The sequence below is a fragment of the Sorangium sp. So ce124 genome (assembly GCF_051525235.1).
In the GTDB taxonomy this organism is placed as follows: domain Bacteria; phylum Myxococcota_A; class Polyangia; order Polyangiales; family Polyangiaceae; genus Sorangium; species Sorangium atrum.
Window position 1 is genome coordinate 2,299,679 of the sequence record NZ_CP150312.1, and the last position, 19,163, is coordinate 2,318,841.

Annotated in this window: 17 protein-coding genes and 1 pseudogene; 8 read left to right on the forward strand and 10 right to left on the reverse strand. The window is 69.1% G+C overall.

Annotated elements, in window-relative coordinates:
* Nucleotides 1-20: 20 nt before the first annotated feature.
* Nucleotides 21-1,007 (reverse strand): LysR family transcriptional regulator, encoded by a 987-nt coding sequence (locus WMF19_RS08735; RefSeq protein ID WP_437898658.1) that lies wholly within the window; start codon nt 1,005-1,007, stop codon nt 21-23.
* Nucleotides 1,008-1,238: 231 nt separating this feature from the next.
* On the opposite strand from WMF19_RS08735, the gene WMF19_RS08740 reads away from it, so the two are divergent.
* Nucleotides 1,239-1,823, forward strand: a complete 585-nt coding sequence (locus tag WMF19_RS08740) for a malonic semialdehyde reductase (protein WP_437328294.1) — start codon at nt 1,239-1,241, stop codon at nt 1,821-1,823.
* Nucleotides 1,824-2,052: 229 nt separating this feature from the next.
* Here WMF19_RS08740 and WMF19_RS08745 read toward each other — a convergent pair whose 3' ends face one another.
* Nucleotides 2,053-2,961: an NmrA family NAD(P)-binding protein gene (locus tag WMF19_RS08745; protein ID WP_437898659.1), complete on the reverse strand. Its 909-nt coding sequence runs from the start codon at nt 2,959-2,961 to the stop codon at nt 2,053-2,055.
* 131 nt (nt 2,962-3,092) lie between these two features.
* On the opposite strand from WMF19_RS08745, the gene WMF19_RS08750 reads away from it, so the two are divergent.
* The 3 genes from WMF19_RS08750 to WMF19_RS08760 all read left to right on the forward strand — a co-directional run bounded on the left by WMF19_RS08750 (nt 3,093) and on the right by WMF19_RS08760 (nt 6,368).
* The gene (locus tag WMF19_RS08750) at nt 3,093-4,010 is read left to right on the forward strand and encodes a LysR family transcriptional regulator (protein WP_437898660.1); all 918 of its coding nucleotides are present in this window, start codon (nt 3,093-3,095) and stop codon (nt 4,008-4,010) included.
* Between the two features lie 627 nt (nt 4,011-4,637).
* Entirely contained in the window at nt 4,638-5,216 is a 579-nt protein-coding gene (locus tag WMF19_RS08755) for a hypothetical protein (protein WP_437898661.1), read from the forward strand.
* A gap of 12 nt (nt 5,217-5,228) precedes the next feature.
* Complete coding sequence (locus tag WMF19_RS08760; RefSeq protein WP_437898662.1) at nt 5,229-6,368, forward strand: hypothetical protein; 1,140 nt, start codon at nt 5,229-5,231, stop codon at nt 6,366-6,368.
* A 226-nt stretch (nt 6,369-6,594) separates the two neighbouring features.
* Here WMF19_RS08760 and WMF19_RS08765 read toward each other — a convergent pair whose 3' ends face one another.
* Complete coding sequence (locus WMF19_RS08765) at nt 6,595-7,113, reverse strand: hypothetical protein (RefSeq protein WP_437898663.1); 519 nt, start codon at nt 7,111-7,113, stop codon at nt 6,595-6,597.
* Nucleotides 7,114-7,572: 459 nt separating this feature from the next.
* Complete coding sequence (locus WMF19_RS08770; protein ID WP_437901606.1) at nt 7,573-7,713, reverse strand: ATP-binding protein; 141 nt, start codon at nt 7,711-7,713, stop codon at nt 7,573-7,575.
* Between the two features lie 475 nt (nt 7,714-8,188).
* On the opposite strand from WMF19_RS08770, the gene WMF19_RS08775 reads away from it, so the two are divergent.
* Nucleotides 8,189-9,694: a trypsin-like peptidase domain-containing protein gene (locus tag WMF19_RS08775; protein WP_437898665.1), complete on the forward strand. Its 1,506-nt coding sequence runs from the start codon at nt 8,189-8,191 to the stop codon at nt 9,692-9,694.
* A gap of 35 nt (nt 9,695-9,729) precedes the next feature.
* Here WMF19_RS08775 and WMF19_RS08780 read toward each other — a convergent pair whose 3' ends face one another.
* The 4 genes from WMF19_RS08780 to WMF19_RS08795 all read right to left on the reverse strand — a co-directional run bounded on the left by WMF19_RS08780 (nt 9,730) and on the right by WMF19_RS08795 (nt 14,004).
* Nucleotides 9,730-10,866, reverse strand: coding sequence for an NAD(P)/FAD-dependent oxidoreductase (locus tag WMF19_RS08780; protein WP_437898667.1), 1,137 nt, complete (start codon nt 10,864-10,866; stop codon nt 9,730-9,732).
* Nucleotides 10,863-11,588 carry a methyltransferase domain-containing protein gene (locus WMF19_RS08785; protein WP_437898668.1) on the reverse strand — a complete coding sequence of 242 codons (726 nt, stop codon included), beginning with the start codon at nt 11,586-11,588 and terminating at the stop codon, nt 10,863-10,865. The genes WMF19_RS08780 and WMF19_RS08785 overlap by 4 nt, the downstream gene beginning before the upstream one ends.
* A gap of 4 nt (nt 11,589-11,592) precedes the next feature.
* Entirely contained in the window at nt 11,593-12,708 is a 1,116-nt protein-coding gene (locus WMF19_RS08790) for a type III polyketide synthase (protein WP_437898669.1), read from the reverse strand.
* 198 nt (nt 12,709-12,906) lie between these two features.
* A complete protein-coding gene (locus WMF19_RS08795) occupies nt 12,907-14,004 on the reverse strand; it encodes a LacI family DNA-binding transcriptional regulator (RefSeq protein WP_437898670.1) in 1,098 nt (365 codons plus the stop codon).
* Between the two features lie 282 nt (nt 14,005-14,286).
* On the opposite strand from WMF19_RS08795, the gene WMF19_RS08800 reads away from it, so the two are divergent.
* From WMF19_RS08800 to WMF19_RS08810, 3 genes are all read left to right on the forward strand, one after another.
* On the forward strand, nt 14,287-15,813 hold the full coding sequence (locus tag WMF19_RS08800) for an L-fucose/L-arabinose isomerase family protein (protein ID WP_437898671.1): 1,527 nt from the start codon (nt 14,287-14,289) through the stop codon (nt 15,811-15,813).
* 142 nt (nt 15,814-15,955) lie between these two features.
* Nucleotides 15,956-17,410: a family 43 glycosylhydrolase gene (locus WMF19_RS08805; protein ID WP_437898672.1), complete on the forward strand. Its 1,455-nt coding sequence runs from the start codon at nt 15,956-15,958 to the stop codon at nt 17,408-17,410.
* A gap of 350 nt (nt 17,411-17,760) precedes the next feature.
* Nucleotides 17,761-18,207 (forward strand): DUF2147 domain-containing protein, encoded by a 447-nt coding sequence (locus WMF19_RS08810; protein ID WP_437898673.1) that lies wholly within the window; start codon nt 17,761-17,763, stop codon nt 18,205-18,207.
* A 125-nt stretch (nt 18,208-18,332) separates the two neighbouring features.
* Here the strand turns inward: WMF19_RS08810 and WMF19_RS08815 are convergent.
* Both WMF19_RS08815 and WMF19_RS08820 read right to left on the reverse strand, forming a co-directional pair.
* A pseudogene (locus WMF19_RS08815) lies at nt 18,333-18,565 on the reverse strand (dihydrofolate reductase family protein); the annotation flags it as partial.
* Nucleotides 18,566-18,576: 11 nt separating this feature from the next.
* Complete coding sequence (locus WMF19_RS08820) at nt 18,577-19,161, reverse strand: hypothetical protein (RefSeq protein WP_437898674.1); 585 nt, start codon at nt 19,159-19,161, stop codon at nt 18,577-18,579.
* Nucleotides 19,162-19,163 lie beyond the last annotated feature (2 nt).

The following is a 19,163-nucleotide window of genomic DNA, read 5'->3' on the forward strand; positions in this document are numbered from 1 at the left end:
GTACAGCCTGCGGAGCGAGGCTATCCGGAGGCGCGCCGGGCGCCGCCGGGCGATCTCGAGCGCGGGCGCAGGCCGCTCTTCGCCGCCCGCTTCGGCTTCGGCGCGTCCGCCCGCGGGAGGAGATTCTCCCCTCCCCACGCCATCACCGCGTCGATGAAGGCGCGGAGCTGCGGCGGCATGAACTCCCGCTCCGCGTAGACCACCGCGATGTGCGAGTCCGCCTGGATCGCGCCTGGCAGCACGTGCCGGAGGGCGCCGCTCTCGAGGTGAGGGCGCACGACCTGCTGCGGCAAGAGCGCGATGCCGAGGCCCTGGAGCGCGGCGTCGCAGAGCAGGAGGAGGTCGTTCGTGAAGAGCGCGCCCTCGACCTGGAACTTACCGCCGGAGGACGGCCAGTGCGTCTGCGGCAGCTCCCCCCGGGCGAAGCCCATCATGCAGCGGTGGCTCCGCAGATCGCGGCGCGTGCGCGGCGTGCCGCGGGCCTCGAGGTACGCGGGCGAGGCGACCGCGAGGAGCGGCATGCGCGCCAGCGTCCGGGCGACGAGGCCGGGCTCGTGCGCGCTGCTCGCGCGGAGCGCGACGTCGTAGCCGCCGCGCTGGAGGTCGACGTACTGGGTCGCGCTGTGGACGTGGAGGCGGACCTCGGGGTAGCGCCGCGCAAAATCGCAGATCATCGCGTTGAAGCTCGTGTCCACCATCGGCGGCACCGAGACGCGCAGCTCGCCGCGCACGGCGCCGTCGGCCTTGCGCACGCTCGCCTCGGCGTGGTGGACGGCGTCGAGCACGATGCGGGCGTGGCGGTAGAGCGCCTCGCCCGCGTCGGTGAGGGCGAGGCTGCGCGTCGTCCGGCGGAGCAAGCGCACGCCGAGCCGCTCCTCCAGCCGCGCGAGGCGGCGGCTGATGGTGGCGCGAGGGACGCCGAGCTCGGCGGCGGCGCGGGACAGGGATCGGGCCTCCACGGTCTTCGAGAAGGCGAGGAGCTCGGAGGTCTCGAGGGGGTCGTCCATCTGGATCAAATCCTGGCAGATGCTTCCAACTGTTGATGCATTGTTGCAGGCGTGTCCAGGCCTCAGAATGCCCGCTCATGAACGACAAGGCACGCACCATCGGCTACTGGATCGCGAGCGCCCCGAAGCCCGAGAACGAGGCCCGCGTCGGCGAGCACGCGCTCGCGACCTGCGGCGGGATCTCACGCAGCGACTCGCCCCACCTCACCCACATACCACCGAGCAAGCATCATGAGCGACCAACTCCTCCAGCAAGTCCTCCTCGAAGCCCGCACCCACAACGGCTGGCTCGCCGAGCCCATCGACGACGCGACCCTGCACCGCCTCTACGAGGCCCTGCGCCTCGGCCCGACCGCGGCCAACAGCGTGCCGGCGCGGATCGTCTTCGTGAAGAGCCCTGAGGCCAAGGAGCGCCTGCGCCCCTGCCTCGCGGAGGGCAACGTCGAGAAGACCATGAGCGCGCCCGTCACCGCGATCATCGCCCACGACACGCGCTTTCACGAGAAGATGCCGAAGCTCTTCCCGGCGCGCCCCACGATGGGCGAGGCCCTCGCCGCGATGCCGCAGGAGCAGCGCGACTTCTTTCTCCTCCAGAACGCCTCGCTCCAGGCCGGCTACCTGATCCTCGCGGCCCGCGCGCTCGGGCTCGACTGCGGGCCGATGGGCGGCTTCGACCGGGAGAAAGTCGACGCCGCGTTCCTCGCCGACGTGCCCTGGAAATCGATCCTCCTCATCAACCTAGGCCACGGCGATCCGGCGAAGCTCTACCCGCGCAACCCGCGCCTCGATTTCGAAGAGGCCTGCCGTATCGCGTAGTCGACCGGCCCCCGCCGGAGGTCCACGCGATGCTGCCGTCGCGCGGCGTCTGTCTCGCCTCCATCTGCGCGATGTACCTTCCGTGGCGACGAGAGCGGCGTGGGCCGACTCTGCTCATCGGTCATCCCCGTCCCCTCGTACGCCGGTGGGATGACCACGCCGCGGCCGATGGCGTTCACGCGAATGTTGCGGCGCTTCAGATTCCCGGGCAGCCGGCCTGATGGACGTGTCAGGGCCTCAAGTGCACGCGCGCCCAGTCGGCGAACGTCGTGAAGGCGCCGGGCACGAGCGCGTTCGCGGCGGCGATGTGCGCCTCGTGCTGCGGGCCGAAGTAGGTGTGTTCCGCGAAGTACTCGAACATCTCGCGCATCTCGCGCGCGCCGGGATAGAAGCCGTCGTAGACCTCCGCCGGCACCTGCGCCGCCTCCACGCGGTGCCCGAGCGCATTGAGGGTGCCGGCGAAATCGTCCCACGAATAGGCGCCGCCGCTCACGGCGAGCACGCTCCCATCCGGCAACCCGTCTCCCGCGCCGAACGCGGCGGCGGCGGCCCGCCCCACGTCGGCGGGATCGCCGGCATGGATGACGCGCAGCGCGGGATTCATCGGCACCGCCCAGCCGCGCCGGCCGCTCGGGAGCGGCTGCGGCGCCATTGACGAGAGGAAGTTCTGGAAATAGAAGGGCGCCTGCACGAACGTGTGGCGCGCGAAGCCGGCGCTCCGAACCACGTCGTCGACCCGGGCCTTGCCCGTGAAATGTGCCACGTTGTAGCGCCCGCCGCTCACCCTGGCGACGTCCGGCAACGTGGACCAGACGAGGTGCTCGACTCCGGCCGCCCGCGCCGCACTCACGGCTTTGGCGCCGATCTCGGTCTCGCGCGCCCCCTGGCTCGGGTCCCAGAAGTTGGTGACCACGAAGGCGCCGTGCGCGCCCTCGAGCGCAGCGACAAGGCTCGCGGGATCGAGCAAGTCCGCCTTGACGAGCTCGACGCCGCGCGCGGCGAGCGCTCGCGCCGCGTCGCTCGTGGGGTTGCGGCTCGCCACCCGCACCGTGAAATCGCCCCGGGCGAGCAGCGCGTTCACAACGCCGCCGCCCTGAGCGCCCGTGCCGCCGATCACGCCGATTATCTTCCTTGCCATGGTCGTCTCCTCGATAGGCATCACGGCAGCTCATGCTCTCCGCGAGCAACGAGCGCCGCTGTCATGGGAAGACCGTACGGCGCCGAAGACCTTCGTGGAAGTTGATGCTCGACAGGCGTATGCTTCACGGCGTGAATGTATCCGCGTTCGATCTCAACCACGCGCGCGCCCTCCATTTCCTGCTCGAGGAGGCCCACGTCGCTCGCGCCGCGCGGAAGCTGGGGATCACGCCGGCAGCGGCGAGCAACGCGTTACGTCGGCTTCGTGACGACTTCGACGATCCCCTCCTGGTCCGGGCGGGACGAGCGCTCGTGAGGACGCCGCTGGCCGAGGCATTGAGGGGCCCGGCGCGCGAGGTGCTGGCCGCGGCGGAGCGCCTCTTCGACGTGAGCGCTCCGTTCGATCCTGGCACGTACGAAGGAGAGTTCACCGTCACCACATCGGACAGGGTGGCCGAGGTCCTCCTGCCGACGCTCGACCGGCTCCTCGCCGAGCGCGCGCCCAGGGCGAGCCTGTCCGTGCGGACGGTCACGGTCGAGGTCGAGGTGTTCTTGCGAGATCACGGCGGTATCGCCGTCATCCCGGACACGTCGCGCGCGCGGGGCTTGTGCGCCGAAAAGCTCTTCACCGACGACTTCGTCTGTGTGCTCCGGAAGGGGCACCCGCTCGCGAAGGGCCCCTGGACGGCGCGTCGCTTCGCGGGGGCCGAGCACGTCATGGTCGCGCCGCTCGCCGCCTCCCGCCGGGGCGTGGTGGACGATCGGCTCGCCGAGCAGGGCCTCACCCGGCGCGTGACCCGCGTCGTGACCACGTTTGCGCTCGCCGTCCCGCTCCTCGTCGCGTCCGACCGGATCGCGATCCTCCCCCGGAGCTTCGCGCTCGCGCGCGCCAAGGAGCTCGAGCTCGTCGTGCGCGCGGCGCCGCTCGAGCTGCCGGCCATCGAGATGCAGATGGTCTGGTACCCCGGACACGAGCGAGACCCGAGGCACGTCTGGCTTCGAGGGCTCCTGCAGGACGCCGCGCGCGCATCCGGGCTCCGGCCGCTGTAGGTCCGGGGGAGAGCGGCTTCAGGCGAGAGGCGCCGAGATGAGCGAGGGCGCTCGTCAGTGACTTCAGTCTCCCGAGCCTCCTGGCGATCGTGATTTGAAACCGTGCTCCCGACGAGCCAGTCCCTTCCGCTCACGACCTGCACCGTGACATGTCACGCCTGTCCCGTGACATGTCACCCCTGTCCCGTGACATGTCACGCCCGCACCGCGACATGTCACACCCGCACCGTGACATGCTCCATGATCAGCGACGGCAACATTCTCTACGCCTGTTGCTTGGCCGGAGCTGTTCCCAGGCGACGGGTGCACTGCCAGCCCCTCACGCGCCGCTGACGCCCCGGCGGCGGAGGCGAGCGCCCCTGGGACTCGGCTCTCCTCGGCATCTGGCACGCGGGATGCTGGAGCTCCCCGCGACCACACCCTCTGGCGCGTGTCGCTCGCCATTCTTCAATGGACACCGGCGGGCAAGCGCATCAGGTGCAGCAACGGGCAACACGCAACGTCGGAAGCGCCTCTCCGAGGTCTCACGAACAACCTTTGCGCCAGATGCGGAACCGTGCGGCTACGTAAGGCGGGGCCCGGTCGTTTTTCGGCGTTCGCACGTGGGAAGGGAATCCGAAGGAGGACATGATGAAATTACAGATGCAGGCGCTGACGCTCGGCGTGGTCAGCACTCTGGCGGTCGGGGTGGACGCGGCACCGGTCAACTTCATCTACACCCGGGGGGACAACAACGTGAACATGAGCGGCAGCCGATGCGTCGCTGGAACATCGAGCGACGAGGTGTTTCTCCAACGCAGCGTAGGGGGAATCTTGACCTTGGCCCCTGGAGGGGTCACGGTGTTCTGCCCCATCACGCGCCGGTCGACGGCCTACTACGGAGTGGCCAGCGATGATCCAACCTACGTGGACCCTGTGGCAACCGTGGTGAGGGTGTATGACGCCGCCAACACTGCGTCGGTGAGCTGCCGCCAGTTCGAGAAGGCAACCAACGGAGCCATCTCTTATGGAGTCACGCGTTACGCGTGCTCGGCGGACCCGGCTCAGGGCTGCACCACCCCGGGGCCGAACTCGTGGACAGGCAGCGGCAGCATGTACTTCTTCAATGAATTCGGCTCCCAATCCACGATGAACTGGGGCCTGACCTGCAATGCTCCCAATTTGACCACCATAAACTATTACATGAGCGCGGTCATCCCGAACTGACAGGTGAACACCATGAAAAAGCTCGCGATGTTAGCGTTGTTCGGTGTTTGCTTTCTGTTCGCCGGGGTAGCGTCGGCCACGCACAAGGCCTGGCTGCTGAAGGACGGTGGGGCGGCATGTCACTTCGCGACACCGCTCTCGGACGATCGCGTGGTCTACAGCAGCGGCGCCCTCCTCAACACCACCGCGTCGAATCGGACGGTCATCTGTCCGATTTCCCTGGCCAGTCGCTGGGGCTCCAATGGGCCTGGCACCTACACCTTCGATGCCCATGAATGGGCGGAGGCCATGCTGGCGGTCGTGAATTTCCAGCGGCAGTCCTTTGCCCCGTCCCGCACCGTCAGCTGCTACGCCGGGATGCAAACCCAAAATGGATCCAAGTACTACAGCACGACGGTGAGCAACACCGGTGGTATCGGGAGCGGCGAGATCAAGCTCGCCGACGCGTCAAACTACTCCAACCCCAATTCCTTTGGCAGCTTCTGGGGGAGCGACGCGACGCACACGCTGGAAGCCAACGAGGGCTTGACTGCGGCTAGCCTGGACTACAACTGCGTCGTGCCGACCCTCACGGCGATACTCGGCTACAAGGTCATGCTGTGTCAGCTCGCTGACAACTGCGACTCCCTTCACAATCCCGATGCGCTGCCGTCGACGTTCCCCGATCCCTGGGATCTCACGCCGATTTGGAACAACGTCCAGGTCAGCGGCATCGAGTGTTCGGCGGCCACCACCGCGAGCGGGGTCTCGGGGATCACGCGCAGTGAGTCCGGGATCACCAATTCGTCGTCTTCGGAGCTGGACGTGTTCTGTCCCATCACTCCGCCCGCGGACGACTCCGCCGAGCACAACCGGTTCATCTCGTTCACCGACGTTCAATACTCGGGAGGCACCGCTCTGTCGGGCTGCGTCGCCGGCGGCAGCTGCCCGGACTGCAAGCTCACCTGGGTCACCCGGGATGGGAGCACGTCCGAATCCGCACCATTTACAAAGGTGGCCGGCATCACCCGTCGAGTGCGTCTCGGCGTCTACAAGACGCTGATCGGCCCCGAGGTGCAGGTCGGTGTCATGTGCAGGCTGCCGTCGAACGTGACGCTCGAAGGGATCACCTCCACCGTGAGCGTGTCTCCAGTGAACGACAACGGCATCTAGCCGCGGGAGGGTTCTACAGGCAGCGCCGAGACAAGCAGGCGCGGTCAGCGCGTCCGGTCGGAGCCCGAGCACGCGACAGACTTCGTGCGGCGCCGTCAGCACCCCCCTTGCACCACCGGGACGTCGGGAAGCACCTGCGCGACCAGGTGCGCCGCGGCGTCGCACCCCCGCCAAGGGCCGCCAGACAGAAGCCCGACGCTCACGGCGATGCAGAGGGGAGCGCTCCTCACTGGGGGGAGCCGCGCCGCATCAACTCCTCGAAGTTGTCCGGGGGCAGCGTCTCGAGGAGCACATGGCCGTCGGGCGGTGGTGGATACATCACCCACGTGAGTTCTACGCGGCCATCGTCGTGAGCGATCGGACCGCTGCGCATCTTGCCCGCTTGCCAGCCATTGAATTCGCCGGTCCGGGTGATGATGTCGGTGGCCTTCTCCGCGTCCTGCAGCGATGGATGGACGATGGTCACGAAGCAGCCCTTCGCGTAGCACTCCTCCCGCTCGAACGACCCGCCGACCGCGAACTGCGCGAGCTTGCTCGACCACCCTTTGACAACCGTCGATGCCGGCGCACCCAGGCGACGGTCCACGCCGGAGGCGCGCAACTCAGCCACAACCCGATCGCGGTGCTCGAGCGCCGACGGCTCCTGTTGCGGTGCTTCCAGAGGCTCGGAGGGCGGCGCGCTGACAGCCAGCTCGGGCTGGGCGGGGGATCCCTCGCGCACGACGTCGGGCGCAGCCGGGATCACGGGCGGTTTCTTGATAGGTGCGGCGACGCTACGATCCGGCGCGCCAGACTCCCGCGCCGCGAGCGCCGGACGATCGGCCGTCGCCGTACGGGTGCCGAGCCAATACGCTAGAGGGAGCGCACCGACGATCGCGATGCCCCCGAGGATGCGCGGTATGGCGCTGCTCGTTGCGCGCGGAGCAGGCCCAGCGCCCGTGACGAGAGTCCCTCGGACTGATTGACGGGCAGCTCCCCTTGTCCCCCCTGATTTCACAAACTGATTCATACTCACTTCCTTTACGGTAAACACAGCGGGCAAGCTACGCTCATTTGCTGCTGAATGTCTATTCGGGTCGACTCGGCCGCCCACTCCGCCAGCGCCCGGCCACCCGTTCAGGAGCGCTCGGCCGCGCTCGGAGCGCAGCGACGGGTCTGGGTCCTACCTGATCCACATCTCGAAGCGGAAGGGACGCTGGGATGGTCACCCCAACTCTACCGTGTTCTTCACCACGAGCCCTTTCTTCTTCCTGACCGACGGCCCCTTCAGCGGCAGCACGTGCACGTTGTGGACCAAGCGATCCCAGATCGCGTCGGCGACGGGGGCCGTGTCCCTTGTGGACAGGCGGGCGGCTCAGCTTCGCGCGAACGCGACGGGATCGCGGCTGACGCGCTCGTCGTCGGTGATGAACAACCCGTGCGGGCCTTCATCGAGCACTGAAGCATCTGGTGTTTCACCCATTCCCTCATGGCGGGTGACGTGCGATCTCGCTGCCGCTCATCGAGTGTCCCACCAACGTGACCTCCCGCAGATCGAGCTGCTCCAGCACGGCGGCGAGGTCGTCGGCGAGCGTGTCGTACTCCCGCGCCCCGGGCCGCCCCGGCTCGATGCAGCGTGTGCATGAGGTCCATGGCGCATACGAATTGGTGCGCGCCGCACGACGAAGTAGATCCCCCTCGCTGCGAACGGAACGAGCGTGCCACTCGGGGGTCCTTGCTTGTCGGGCGTCAGATCCTTGCTGACGTCGGCCAGGCGTTGACACGTCGTTATCGGGCCCACCGGGTGATCCCCGCTCTGCCTCGAACACTTGGAGCTTGTCATGAGAGCGAACCGCTTCATCATTGCTGCTGGCTTTTTGTCCGTGTGGGCTGCCGCGGGGTGCGCGGCGCCTGCGCCTGCCGGGGAGGAGGCCGCCGGCGAGGCCCGCTCCGAGGTCATCTATGGCCAGGATGACCGCGAGGAGCCCTTCACGTACGCGGATCCCGCCTGGGCCGCGCGGGCGCTTGACTTCACCGTGGCGCTCATCCCCGCGTCGGCCGTCGACGACTCGGACCCGAACAACATCCAGATCGCCGGGCCCACATGGGCGCAGCGCGACGGCGTGTGCCCCGACGAGCGCTTCGCTTCCCAGCCGGCGCTCGCCGACTGCAGCGGAACGCTGATCGACGACGACCTGGTGCTCACGGCCGCGCACTGCATCAACAACTGCCGCGACAGCCGCTTCGTCTTCGATTATGCGATGACGCCGTCCGGCCAGCTCGGCCAGATCACCAGCGATGACGTCTACAGCTGCGTGGATTTCATCACCTATTACCAGGACCGGCGGGGCGCGGACTATACGGTCGTGCGCCTCGATCGGCCCGTGGTGGGGCGGACGCCCGCCGCGGTGCGTGTGTCGAGCGCTCCGTTGGCCATCGGCACGCCGCTCGTTGTGCACGGGTTCCCCCGCGGGTTGCCGCTCAAGCTGGCCGACGGGGCCGCGGTCCGGAGCAACGCGCCGAGCCTCGACTTCTTCGTCGGCAACCTGGACACGTTCGTGGGCAACTCCGGGTCCGGGGTGTTCGACACGAACACGAAGGAGCTCGTGGGCATCCTGGTGCGCGGCGAGCGCGACTTCGTGCAGGACGGCGACTGCGTGCGTCCGTTCACCTGCGCCGACGACGCGTGCCGCGGCGAGGACGTGACCTATGCCTTCCGGGCCATCCAGGCCATGTGCGAGCGCACGGTCTCCGACCTGTGCTCCTGCGGTGACGGCGCCTGCGGCCCGCTCGAGAGCCCGGCCTCGTGCGCGAGCGACTGCTCCTGCGGCGACGGCGTCTGCAGCAGCGGCGAGAGCACCACGTCGTGCCCTGCGGACTGCCAGCTGGAGGTGCTGTACGACTCCCACGCGCCGCAGTCGAGCTGGGTGACGCCCGGGATCCAGGTGCGCAACACGGGAAGCGAGAGCGTGTACCTCGCGGGCTCGACCGTGCGGTACTACTTCAGCCAGGAGCCGCCCGGCTCGCTCGAGGCGACGTGCTGGGGTTGCTCGAGCGAGCTCGAGATGAGCTTCCACGAGGTGCCCGGCGGCGGCTGCGCGGGCGCGACGCATTACCTCGACGTGCGCTTCCCGTTCCTCTCGGTCGATCCCTCGTCCTCCACCGACCGGTTCAACATCGCGTTCCACGCGTCGAGCTGGCAGGCGTTCAACCAGTCGAACGATTACTCCCATGCGGGGGGCAGCTGGAACTGGGCGCCGAACCCGAAGATCACGATGTACCGGCTCGGCACCAGGGTCTTCGGCGACGAGCCCTGCCCTGGCCTCTTCATTCCGCCCGCCGACTGACCGAGGCTCCTCGTCGTGGAGCGGCCTGCCCCGAGTTAGCGGCTGCTCGCAGGTACCGGCAGCCCTCCGCGCACGAGCGCCGCCTCGGGCACGCGCGTGCGCCCGGCGACGGCCGCCATGAGGCCCGGCCAAAGGCGCGCCGCCGCGCCGAGCGCCGCCTGGCCTGGCCGCCGCACGAGGCCGTGAGAGAGGCCGGTCGCGAGCAGCACCTGTCCGAGGACGTCGCGCGAGAGCCGACGCTGGAACGCCGCCGCGCTCGCCCCTTCGAGGTACGCCGTGGCCGCGAGCCGCGCGCTGTGCAGCGCGATCGACATGCCGTCTCCGGAGAAGGAGGGGATGACCGCCGCCTGATCGCCGAGTCGCCATATCCCGTCCGCGCGGCGCTGGACATGGCCGTACGGGATCGTCGAGAGCGCGAGCGGCCGCGCCCGGCACGGCTCCGCGCCCGCGAGCCGCGCGTCGAGGTGCGGCGACCCCTCGCGCATCGCGCAGAGGAGGCGGTCCCAGCGCTGCCCGAGCGCGGCGAAGCGGCTCTTGCGGACGAGGAGGCAGAGGTTCGCCCGACCGCCCTCGACCGGCTGCAGGCCGGCATAACCGCCCTCGAACAGCGCGAGCTCAACGTGCCTGTCGAGCTCCGCCGCCTGCCGCGGCACCAGCCGCCAGTGCAGCTTGAAGGCGACGAGATCGTCCTGCAGCCCGGAAGGCCGCCTCAGGCCCCGGACGTCGTGCTTGCCGGTCGCGAGGAACGCGGCGCGCGCCTCGATCGCGCTGCCGTCCTCGAGCCGCGCCCCCCAGCCCGCGCCCGCCCGCGTGAGCGCCTGGACCCGGACGCCCCGCCGGATCGACGCGCCCGCCGCCGCGGCGCGCGCGAGCAGCGCCTCGTCGAGCACGCGGCGCGACAGGCTGAGCGCGGGGAACGGCAGCGCCGCGGCCGCGACCCGATCGCGCTCGACCAGGCGCACGGCCTCGATCGGCACCGCGCCGAGCGCCCGCAGATCGAGGCCGAACGACGCAAGGTAGAGCGCGGCCTCGCGCGACAGGAACTCGCCGCAGACCTTGTCCGCCGGGCCGGCCTCGCGCTCGATCAGCGCGACCTCGCGCCCCGCCTGCGAGAGGAGCAGCGCGACCGCCGCCCCGGCCAGGCCTCCTCCGACGACGACAGCGTCGTTCACGGGACCTTGAGCCTCCCGACGGTGAGCCGGAACGGCATCCACCATCGAACCTCGACGGCGCGCGGATCGAGCCCGGCCTCGGCGATGAGACAGCGCCAGTCGCTGGCCGAGAAGGCGCGGGCGATCGACACCGGCCCATCGTGCTGCACGAAGCGGTGCCAGCCCGCGAATCGCGAGAGGTGGCGGAAGAAGTGATACGGCAGCGGGTGGCGGTGCAGATCGTTGATGAACCAGCCGAGCCGCGCCTTCGCATCCATCCAGGCGAGGAAACGGACGACCGCCGGATCGGGGAGATGATGCGTGAAGAGCGAGCTCAACACGACATCGATGCCGCCGGGCGGCTCGTAGGCAAAGGCGTCGGCGGTGACCCAGCTGATCGGCCGGCCCGGCGGGGTCGCCTCGGCGGCCGACCGGCGCGACCACGGGTTGAGGTCGACGCCGGTGAGCGAGACGGCGATGCCGCGCTCCCTGGCCCACGCGTCGATCCGACGCAGCATGTCGCCGTAGCCGCTGCCGACGTCGATCACCTCGAGCGGCCGGTTCTCGGGCAGGCCGCGCGCGACGAGGCGCTCGAGGAACGCGAGCGTCGGCCGGTAAGCGAGCGTCAGCCGGTTGACCCGCGCCAGATCGACCAGGCAAGCGCGGAATTCCTCGAAGCCCACGGGCTGGGTATCCATCAGCTCGTCGAGCGTGGAGCGACGCGAGAAGTCCAGGGCGCTCATCGGTCTAGTCCGTATGGAACAGCATCGTCTCGGCGGTCAAACCTGGACCGAACGACATGGCGCATCCGCGCATGCCCGGCCGCGCGTCAGCGATGATCGACTGCAGCACGAACATGAGGGTCGCCGAGGACATGTTGCCGAAGCGCGCGAGCACGTCGCGCGACGCCGCGAGCGCGTCCGGCCCGAGCTCGAGCGCGTGCTCGACCGCGTCGAGCACCGACCGCCCGCCGGGGTGCACCGCCCAGAGGTCGATCTCGCCTGGCGCGGCGCCGTCGAGGATCGCGCCCGCGGCGGCCTTGAGCCCCCGGTCGATCGCGCCCGGCACGCGGCCGGACAGGAACATCTCGAAGCCCAGGTCGCGGATGTTCCACGTGATGAGCTCGCGCGTCCCGGGCACCACGACGGCGTGCAGCCGGTCGAGCGCGAGCCCGGTCGGCTCGGCGCTGACCACGGCCGCGGCGCAGCCGTCGCCGAACAGGAGGAACGACAGCATCTGATCCATGGCGATGGCCTCCTGCAGGTGCAGCGTGCACAGCTCGACGTTCACAACGAGCACGCGCGCCTCGGGCGCCGACCGCACGATATGCCGCGCGAGCTTCAGCGCGTTGATCGCCGCATAACACCCCATGAAGCCGATCGTCGTGCGCTCGACCGATGGATCGAGGCCGAAGCGCTCGACGAGATCGAGGTCGATGCCCGGCGCGGAAAAGCCGGTGCACGACGTCACGATGACATGGGTGATCCGGCGCGTCGTGGTCCCGAGATCGAGGCCCGAGACGGCCTGCGCGGCGAGCTCCGGCGCGTGCTTCTCGTACAAACGCATGCGGTCTGCGGTCGTCGGGAAGCTGCCGCGCAGGTAGAACCGCCCCGCGTCGATCGAGGCGCCGCCCACCTCGACGCTCGGGGCCAGCACGGAGAACCGGTGTGAAATCTGCGCCTTGTCCGCCATACGCCCGAACAGCACGCGGCTGCGCTCGTCGCTGAACAGCGTCCTCGCGAAGCGGACAAAGGAGGAATGCACGTCGTGCGGCGGCACGGCCGTGGCAATGCGGTTGATGTAGGCAGTTACCGGCGGCCGTCCCTTCGCGCCCGAGTCTCGGCAGGCATCGTCGCCGTGCACCAGGCCTCTTCGTGAGTCGTTAATATTGATCACGCTCGCACGAAGCAGGCACGGAGCATGCCATCTGCGGAGTCGCGCTGCCGACCGACGGAGGGGGAACGTGGCGTCCGCAACGTCGACCTTGCTGGTTCCGCAGCTGCGGACGGCGTATTCCGGGCGGACGTGACGGCCGATTCCGAGCGCACGCCAACTCGTGTTCTAGTTGGACTTCTTGTTCTTTCCGGGACCGCCGCTCCTGGATTGCCGAGATGGATCCGGTGAGCCGTCGGCTCTCCGCGCTCTCCGCGCGCGAGCTCGCCCCTCGCTGCGCGGTACGTCCGATGTCCGCGCGGTGAGGCGAGGGGGGAGCAGGACCTCTCGCGCGACCTCGGCGCCCGCCAGCCTTTGAAGGAGCAGCCGGACCGCTTCGCGCCCTATCCCGCCGACGTCCTGATCGACTGTCGCGACGGGATAGCGCAAGAGATCGGCCATCAGGATGTCATCGAATCCGACGACATCGATCTCGTCGGGCACGGAGAGGCCGGCGGCGCGGATGCCCCGCAGGGTCCCGACCGTGGTGCAGAAATTGGCTGCGTAGACCGCCAGAGGTCCACGCAGCCGCTGGAGGAGCTCGACCATGCGCGCCTCGGCCGCTTCCGGGGTGGCCTCCTTCAACTCCTCGATGGCCGCCGCCGCGACGCCGCTCCGCGTCAACTCCGCCTGGAACCCGTCGAGACGATGTCGGTAGGTGGCGATGTCGAGCGGGCCGCCGATGTAGACGAGCGACCGATCCTCGTGCCTGAGGAGGTGGCGGAGCGCCAGCACCGAACCGGCCGCGTGATCGGTGCGCACGCACGCCACGTCGAGGTCCGGGACCGCCCTGTCGATCTGCACGAAGGGAAGTCCCTGCTCGTGCGCCGCGATGAGATCACAATCCCCTCCGGAAATCGGGGACACGATGAGCCCATCCACCCGGGACTCGTGCACGAGCTGCAACGCGCGGCGCAGGCGCCCCGCGTTGCCGGCCAGGTGGCTCACCACGAGGGTGTAGCCGTGGAGCTCGGCCTCGCGCTCGGCGCCGACGGCTATCCCGGCCCAGAACGGGTTCGACAGGTCCTCGACGGCGAGGGAGATGGCGTACGACTTTTGCTCCCGGAACGCCTGGGCCATGGCGTTGGTCCGGTAGCCCAGCTTCTGGGCCAGCGCCCAGACCCGCTCCACCGTGGCGGCGCTGATGCGAAATTTCGCATGCTTGCCCGTCAGGACGTGAGACACCGTGGTCTGGGACAACCCCAGCTGTTCGGCGATGTCCTTCATACGGATCGGACGCAGACCGGGCACGTGCGGGGGGTCGGGGTCGGGGGGATCGTTCAAGCGCGCGCTCCCTTTAGCTAATTCGGATTAGCTGTTGACGCTAGCACGGACATGCATAGTATTGAAGCGGAATACGCGGCCGGTGTTCGCGGTCCCCCGCGCGCGAGGGAGCCGTGGCCGCGATCCCACGGATCCACCCGATCGAAGAGTCGTTCGGCGGTGTCGAAGCGCTGGCGGAGGTCCAGGGTCATTCTGGCTCGAGCCCGCCTGCTCCAGGAGACAGCAATGGCACAGAGTGAACCGGTGATTTTGGGCTTCATGGGCAACCGGGGCTTCTTTCCGACGGAGTTCGCCGAGGAGGGAGCGAAGGCCACCCAGTCGGCGGTGGGCCGTGTGCTCGGCGAGCGCGTGCGCTACGTCGATCTCGGCAACGTCGAGACCTACGCCGACGCGCGCGCGGCCGCGGGCGTCGCCCAGCAGTACCGCCGCGATCCCGACGGCGGCGGGGCCATTGGCGTCATCTGCTCGATGTACAATTTCTCCGATGAAAACGGGATCCGGGACTTCCTGCGGCTGGCCGACCTCGATGTGCCGGTGCTGCTGCACACCGAGCCTGACGTGCGCGGTCTGGGGCGCATGGGGCAGAAGGGCCGGCGGGACGGGGCGTGCGGGCGCTTTTCGGCCGCCAACGCGCTCCGCCACATCGGCTACCCGTACACCCTCACGTCCAAGCATTGCGAGGCCGTGAGCTCGGCGGCCTTCGCGGACGATCTCCACGCCTTCTACGCGAGCTGCGTATTGGCATCGAAGTTCCGTCGCCGGGGCCGCGGCGTGCGCCTCGGGCTCGTGGGGTCGGGGCCCGACGCGTTCCAGACGGTCACCAACGTCTCCACCGAGCTGCTGGGGCACATGGGCCTGAGCACGGTCGGCCTGGAGCTCATCGCGCTCGATCGACAGATGCGCAAGGTCTCGCCGCGCGAGCTATCCACTCAGCTGGAAGCGGTCTCCGGCTACATGGCGGCGGCTGACGTTCCGCGCGCCTCGCTGGAGGCGATCGCCCGGATGGGCGTCGTCTTCGATCGCTTCGTGAAAGAGAATGACCTCGACGGCATCGCGGTGCGCTGTTGGACGGAGATGCAGAAGTACCAGATTGGCGGAGAGGTGGGCGTGATGCCCTGCACCTGCATGAGCATGCTCTCGGACAAGCTCATCCCCGCCGCCTGCGAGACCGACATCGCGGGCTGGATGGGGATGTACATGCTCCAGTGCGCTTCCGGGCTCGTGCCGCTGCTGGGCGACTGGAACAACATGTACGATGACGAGCGCGAGGAGGTGGATCTCTTCCACTGCGGCGTCTGGGCCAAGAGCGTGATGCGCCCCGGCGCCCGCATCACCCGCCAGGAGATCCTGGCCACCCAGGCCGACATCGGCGCGGAGAACACCTGGGGCGCTGTCGACGGCGAGCTCAAGGCGGGCACCTGCGCCTTTCTGAGACCTTGCACCAACGCGCGCGAAGGCAGCGTGTTCCTCTACGGCGGGGTGGGCCGGGTCAGCGAGGAAGGCATCGACACGTTCGGCACGCGCGGCCGCATCCACATCCCGCGCATTCAGGAGCTCTTTCGCTATCTGACGCAGCCCGAGCGGGCGGTGGAGCACCACACCGCCCTCGTGGTCGGGACGCACAAGAACATCGGGCTGACGATGAAGGCGATTCGAGACGCGGTGCCCTACATCAATGCCCAGGCGGGCCTCGGCCGCGGCGGCCAGGCGCTTGTTGATTTCTACGAGCACAGCCAGGTGGGCGAGCTCTGAGGTAGCGCCGCGCAGCTCGTCCCTCGCCGAGCGCACCCGCGCGGCGCGTGGCAGGACATGGCGACGCCGGGACCGAGCGCGTCCGGCATGGCGGGCGCGCGTCGCTGGTCCCGATCGCCGACGTCACGGAGGAGCCTGCCGCATGAACGCCGAAGCCACGCCGTTGCGCCTGCGGACGCCGCCCGGCGCGCCGTTCGCCTTCGAGATCGCTGTCGACGTCCGGGGGCCCCGCGGCTTCCGGGTGATCGAGCCCGGGCGGGGCGCGGGGAGCTATGCGCTCGCCCGGGCGGAGCAGCCGGACTACCTCGATTTCTTCGAGGCGCTGGCGCGGGACTTCGGCGCCCGCATGCCGCTGGCCCGCACCCCGCCGCCGCCGCGGAACGGCGGGCCGACGCTGCGACCCCTGCTGACCGAGCCGGTCGCGCCGGAGATCCTCTACGGCTATGGCGACCCCTGCGTGGTGCGGGTGGGCGAGGGCGAATGGCGCTTGCTGGTGACCTCGAACGACGCGCCGAACGCCTTTCCCATCCTGGCCTCTCGCGATCTGGCCACCTGGCAGCTGACCGGGTTCGTCTTCCCGGAGGAACACGCACCCGCCTGGGCGCTGACCGGCCCCAACCAGGCAGACTTCTGGGCTCCGGAGATGCACCGGGTCGCGGACGCGTACTGGCTCTGCTTCACGGCCCGCATGCAGGACCGCTCGCTCGCGATCGGCCTCGCCAGATCCGAGGGCCCGGATGGCCCGTTCAACGCGGATGAAGCGCCGATCGTCACCGGGGACGTGATCGACGCCCACATCCTCGTGGACGCCCGCGGCGCGCCCTGGCTGGTCTGGAAGAAGGACGACAACGGCGTGTGGCCGCGCAAGCTGGCCGCCTTGCTCCACCGGGAGCCCGCCAGGGTGAACGAGCTCTTCGCCGCCCCGGAGGACCAGCGCACCGCGGTCCTGGCGCTGACGCTGTGGCCGTGGGCGGAGACCCTCGAGCCCATGGAGCAGTTCTTCGTCTTGCAGCCGCTGGTCGAGGCGGCGACGGCGGAGTTCACGGGATTCGCGGAGCGGCTCGAGGAGCTCGGGGCGCGCGCGCGCGGCGCGGAGGCGGCCGAGATCGCCGCGATCGCGCGGGCGCTCAGGACCCGCATCCACGCCCAGCGGCTGTCGGCGGACGGCCGCTCGCTGGAAGGGGAGCCCGCCGTCATCCTCGAGAACGATCAGCCCTGGGAGGCGCACCTCATCGAGGGCGTCTGGATCACCCAGGAGGGCGGGCGCTATCACCTGCTCTACGCCGGCAACGACTTCTCGACCGCGCACTACGGCATCGGCGCGGCCGTGGCGGACGCGCCCACGGGACCCTACCGCAAGTCGTCGGAGGTCCTCCTGAGCTCCAGCGCGGAATGGTGGGGGCCAGGGCACCCGTCCGTGGCGATCGGCCCCGACGGGCTTCACCACATCTTCCTGCACGCCTTCCGCCCGGGGGTGGTGGGATACAAGGCCTTTCGCGCGTTGCTCGCCGCCCCGATCCGCTTCGAGGGCGGCGTCGTCTCGCTGGACGGATCCTGGCTCCGGCGGACCTGCCTCGGCCGCGAGCGGCCGGCGTGAAGCGTGCCACACGCGCGCGAAGACGCGAAGACTGGCCACCAAACGTCCCGGCGCGCCGCTGCACGGCGCCGTTGCGCTCCACGAGCCCGCTCGGTACGCTCGGGGGAAAAATGACGTCCACCGCGCCGCAGGGCTGCTGCGAGAGGAGCCATGTCCACCGTCCGGCTCCCCCTCTGACCAGAGCCCTGCCTCCCGCCGCCGCTCTCCCCGGCCCGATGAACAAACGGCGCGGCGCCCCGTCCCCCTCCAAGGCATGTTGCGCTCAGCGGCGCACACCGACATGCGGATCAAGCACCACGCCAGGGCCGAACGCCGTGGCTTCGTAGACCGATGAAAGGAGTTCTGACGACATGAAGAGGTTCCTGGCTCTTTTGGCCGCCTTGGGTTGCTCCCTCACCACGTCGCTCGTGCTCGCGGACCCTCTCCCTGTGACCGGCCAGTGGCGGACGATCGATGAACAGGGGGTCGAGCAGTCGGTGGTAGAGATCTACGAGAAGGGCGGGAAGATCTTCGGCAAGATCGTGAGCCTGAAGCAGCCGCTCGACGAGAAGGGGAAGCCGAAGATCTGCACCGCCTGTGAAGGGGCTGACAAGAACAAGCCCATTGTGGGGCTCGTCATCATCAGGAACATGGTCCGCGATGACGACGAGTACGATGACGGTACGATCCTCGATCCGAACAACGGCGAGACCTATAGCTGCAAGCTCGAGGCGATCGAGGGCGGGAAGAAGCTGAAGGTGCGCGGCTTTTTGGGCATCTCCCTCCTCGGCAGGACCCAGACCTGGCTGAAGAAGTAAAATCTCTAGATAACGAGTGAGGTGGGGCACATGGGATGTGCGATGCGACTCTCACGACCGTGGGGTTGCTGCTGAGGATGTGTCCGCAAGGCGGCGACGTGGTGCGCGAGAGGCGCACCGAGGGGCATCGCCACCGCCCCCGAGCCGAGCTCCAGCCGACTCACGAGCTTCAGTCGACATGCTTCGATAGCCCCGCGAACAACGTCGGCCCATGGCCCGCTAGCCTGGGGTGCACCACGAGCTCGTATTCATCGATCAATCCCAGCTCCGCCAGCGCCAGCGGGAGCTTCACGCCTCCCACGAACAGTCCCTTACCCGATCCCCGCTCGAGCTCCTGAACGGCCTTCCCCAGATCCCCGCCATGGGAGCTCACCATGTGACGCGGTAGGTACAGGAGTCGGCGCCGTGCTTCCGCGACGGGCGGGACTCGTCGAGCACGACGTCGACGCGCGGCCTGACCCCGCGCGACGCCGCTCGCCGCGCCGTGCCGAGCAGGATCCCACGATCGAGCTCCGAGGGATAAGGCGTATCGCAGACCATGATGATCTGGTGCTTCTCCGGATGACAGCGATAGTGGCCGATCCCCTCCCGCATGACGCCGGTCGCCGGATCGAACATCACCTCTCCGTCAAGCCTGTGATTCATGTGGTATGCCACGTCGATCATCTGGAGGGCGTCCACCACGGTCGGCGGCATGGCCGGCCACACGGCGTGATCCACGAGCGCCTTCCCGATGGCGAGCAGCGTATGGTCGCCGCTCGCCCGGGCCACGCCCTTCAGCAGGTCGAGGAGCATCTGGAGCGGGTACCACTCGCCCGCGACCAGCTCAGGTACGCCCAGCGTCGAGAGCACCTTCTTCCCGATGTCTCCGTGCGCCCCGAGAGCCGCGGCGACCGACGCGAAGGCGGTCCCTGAGCCCTCGAGCCCGGGATGAGGAGAGACGTAGTTAGCCATAT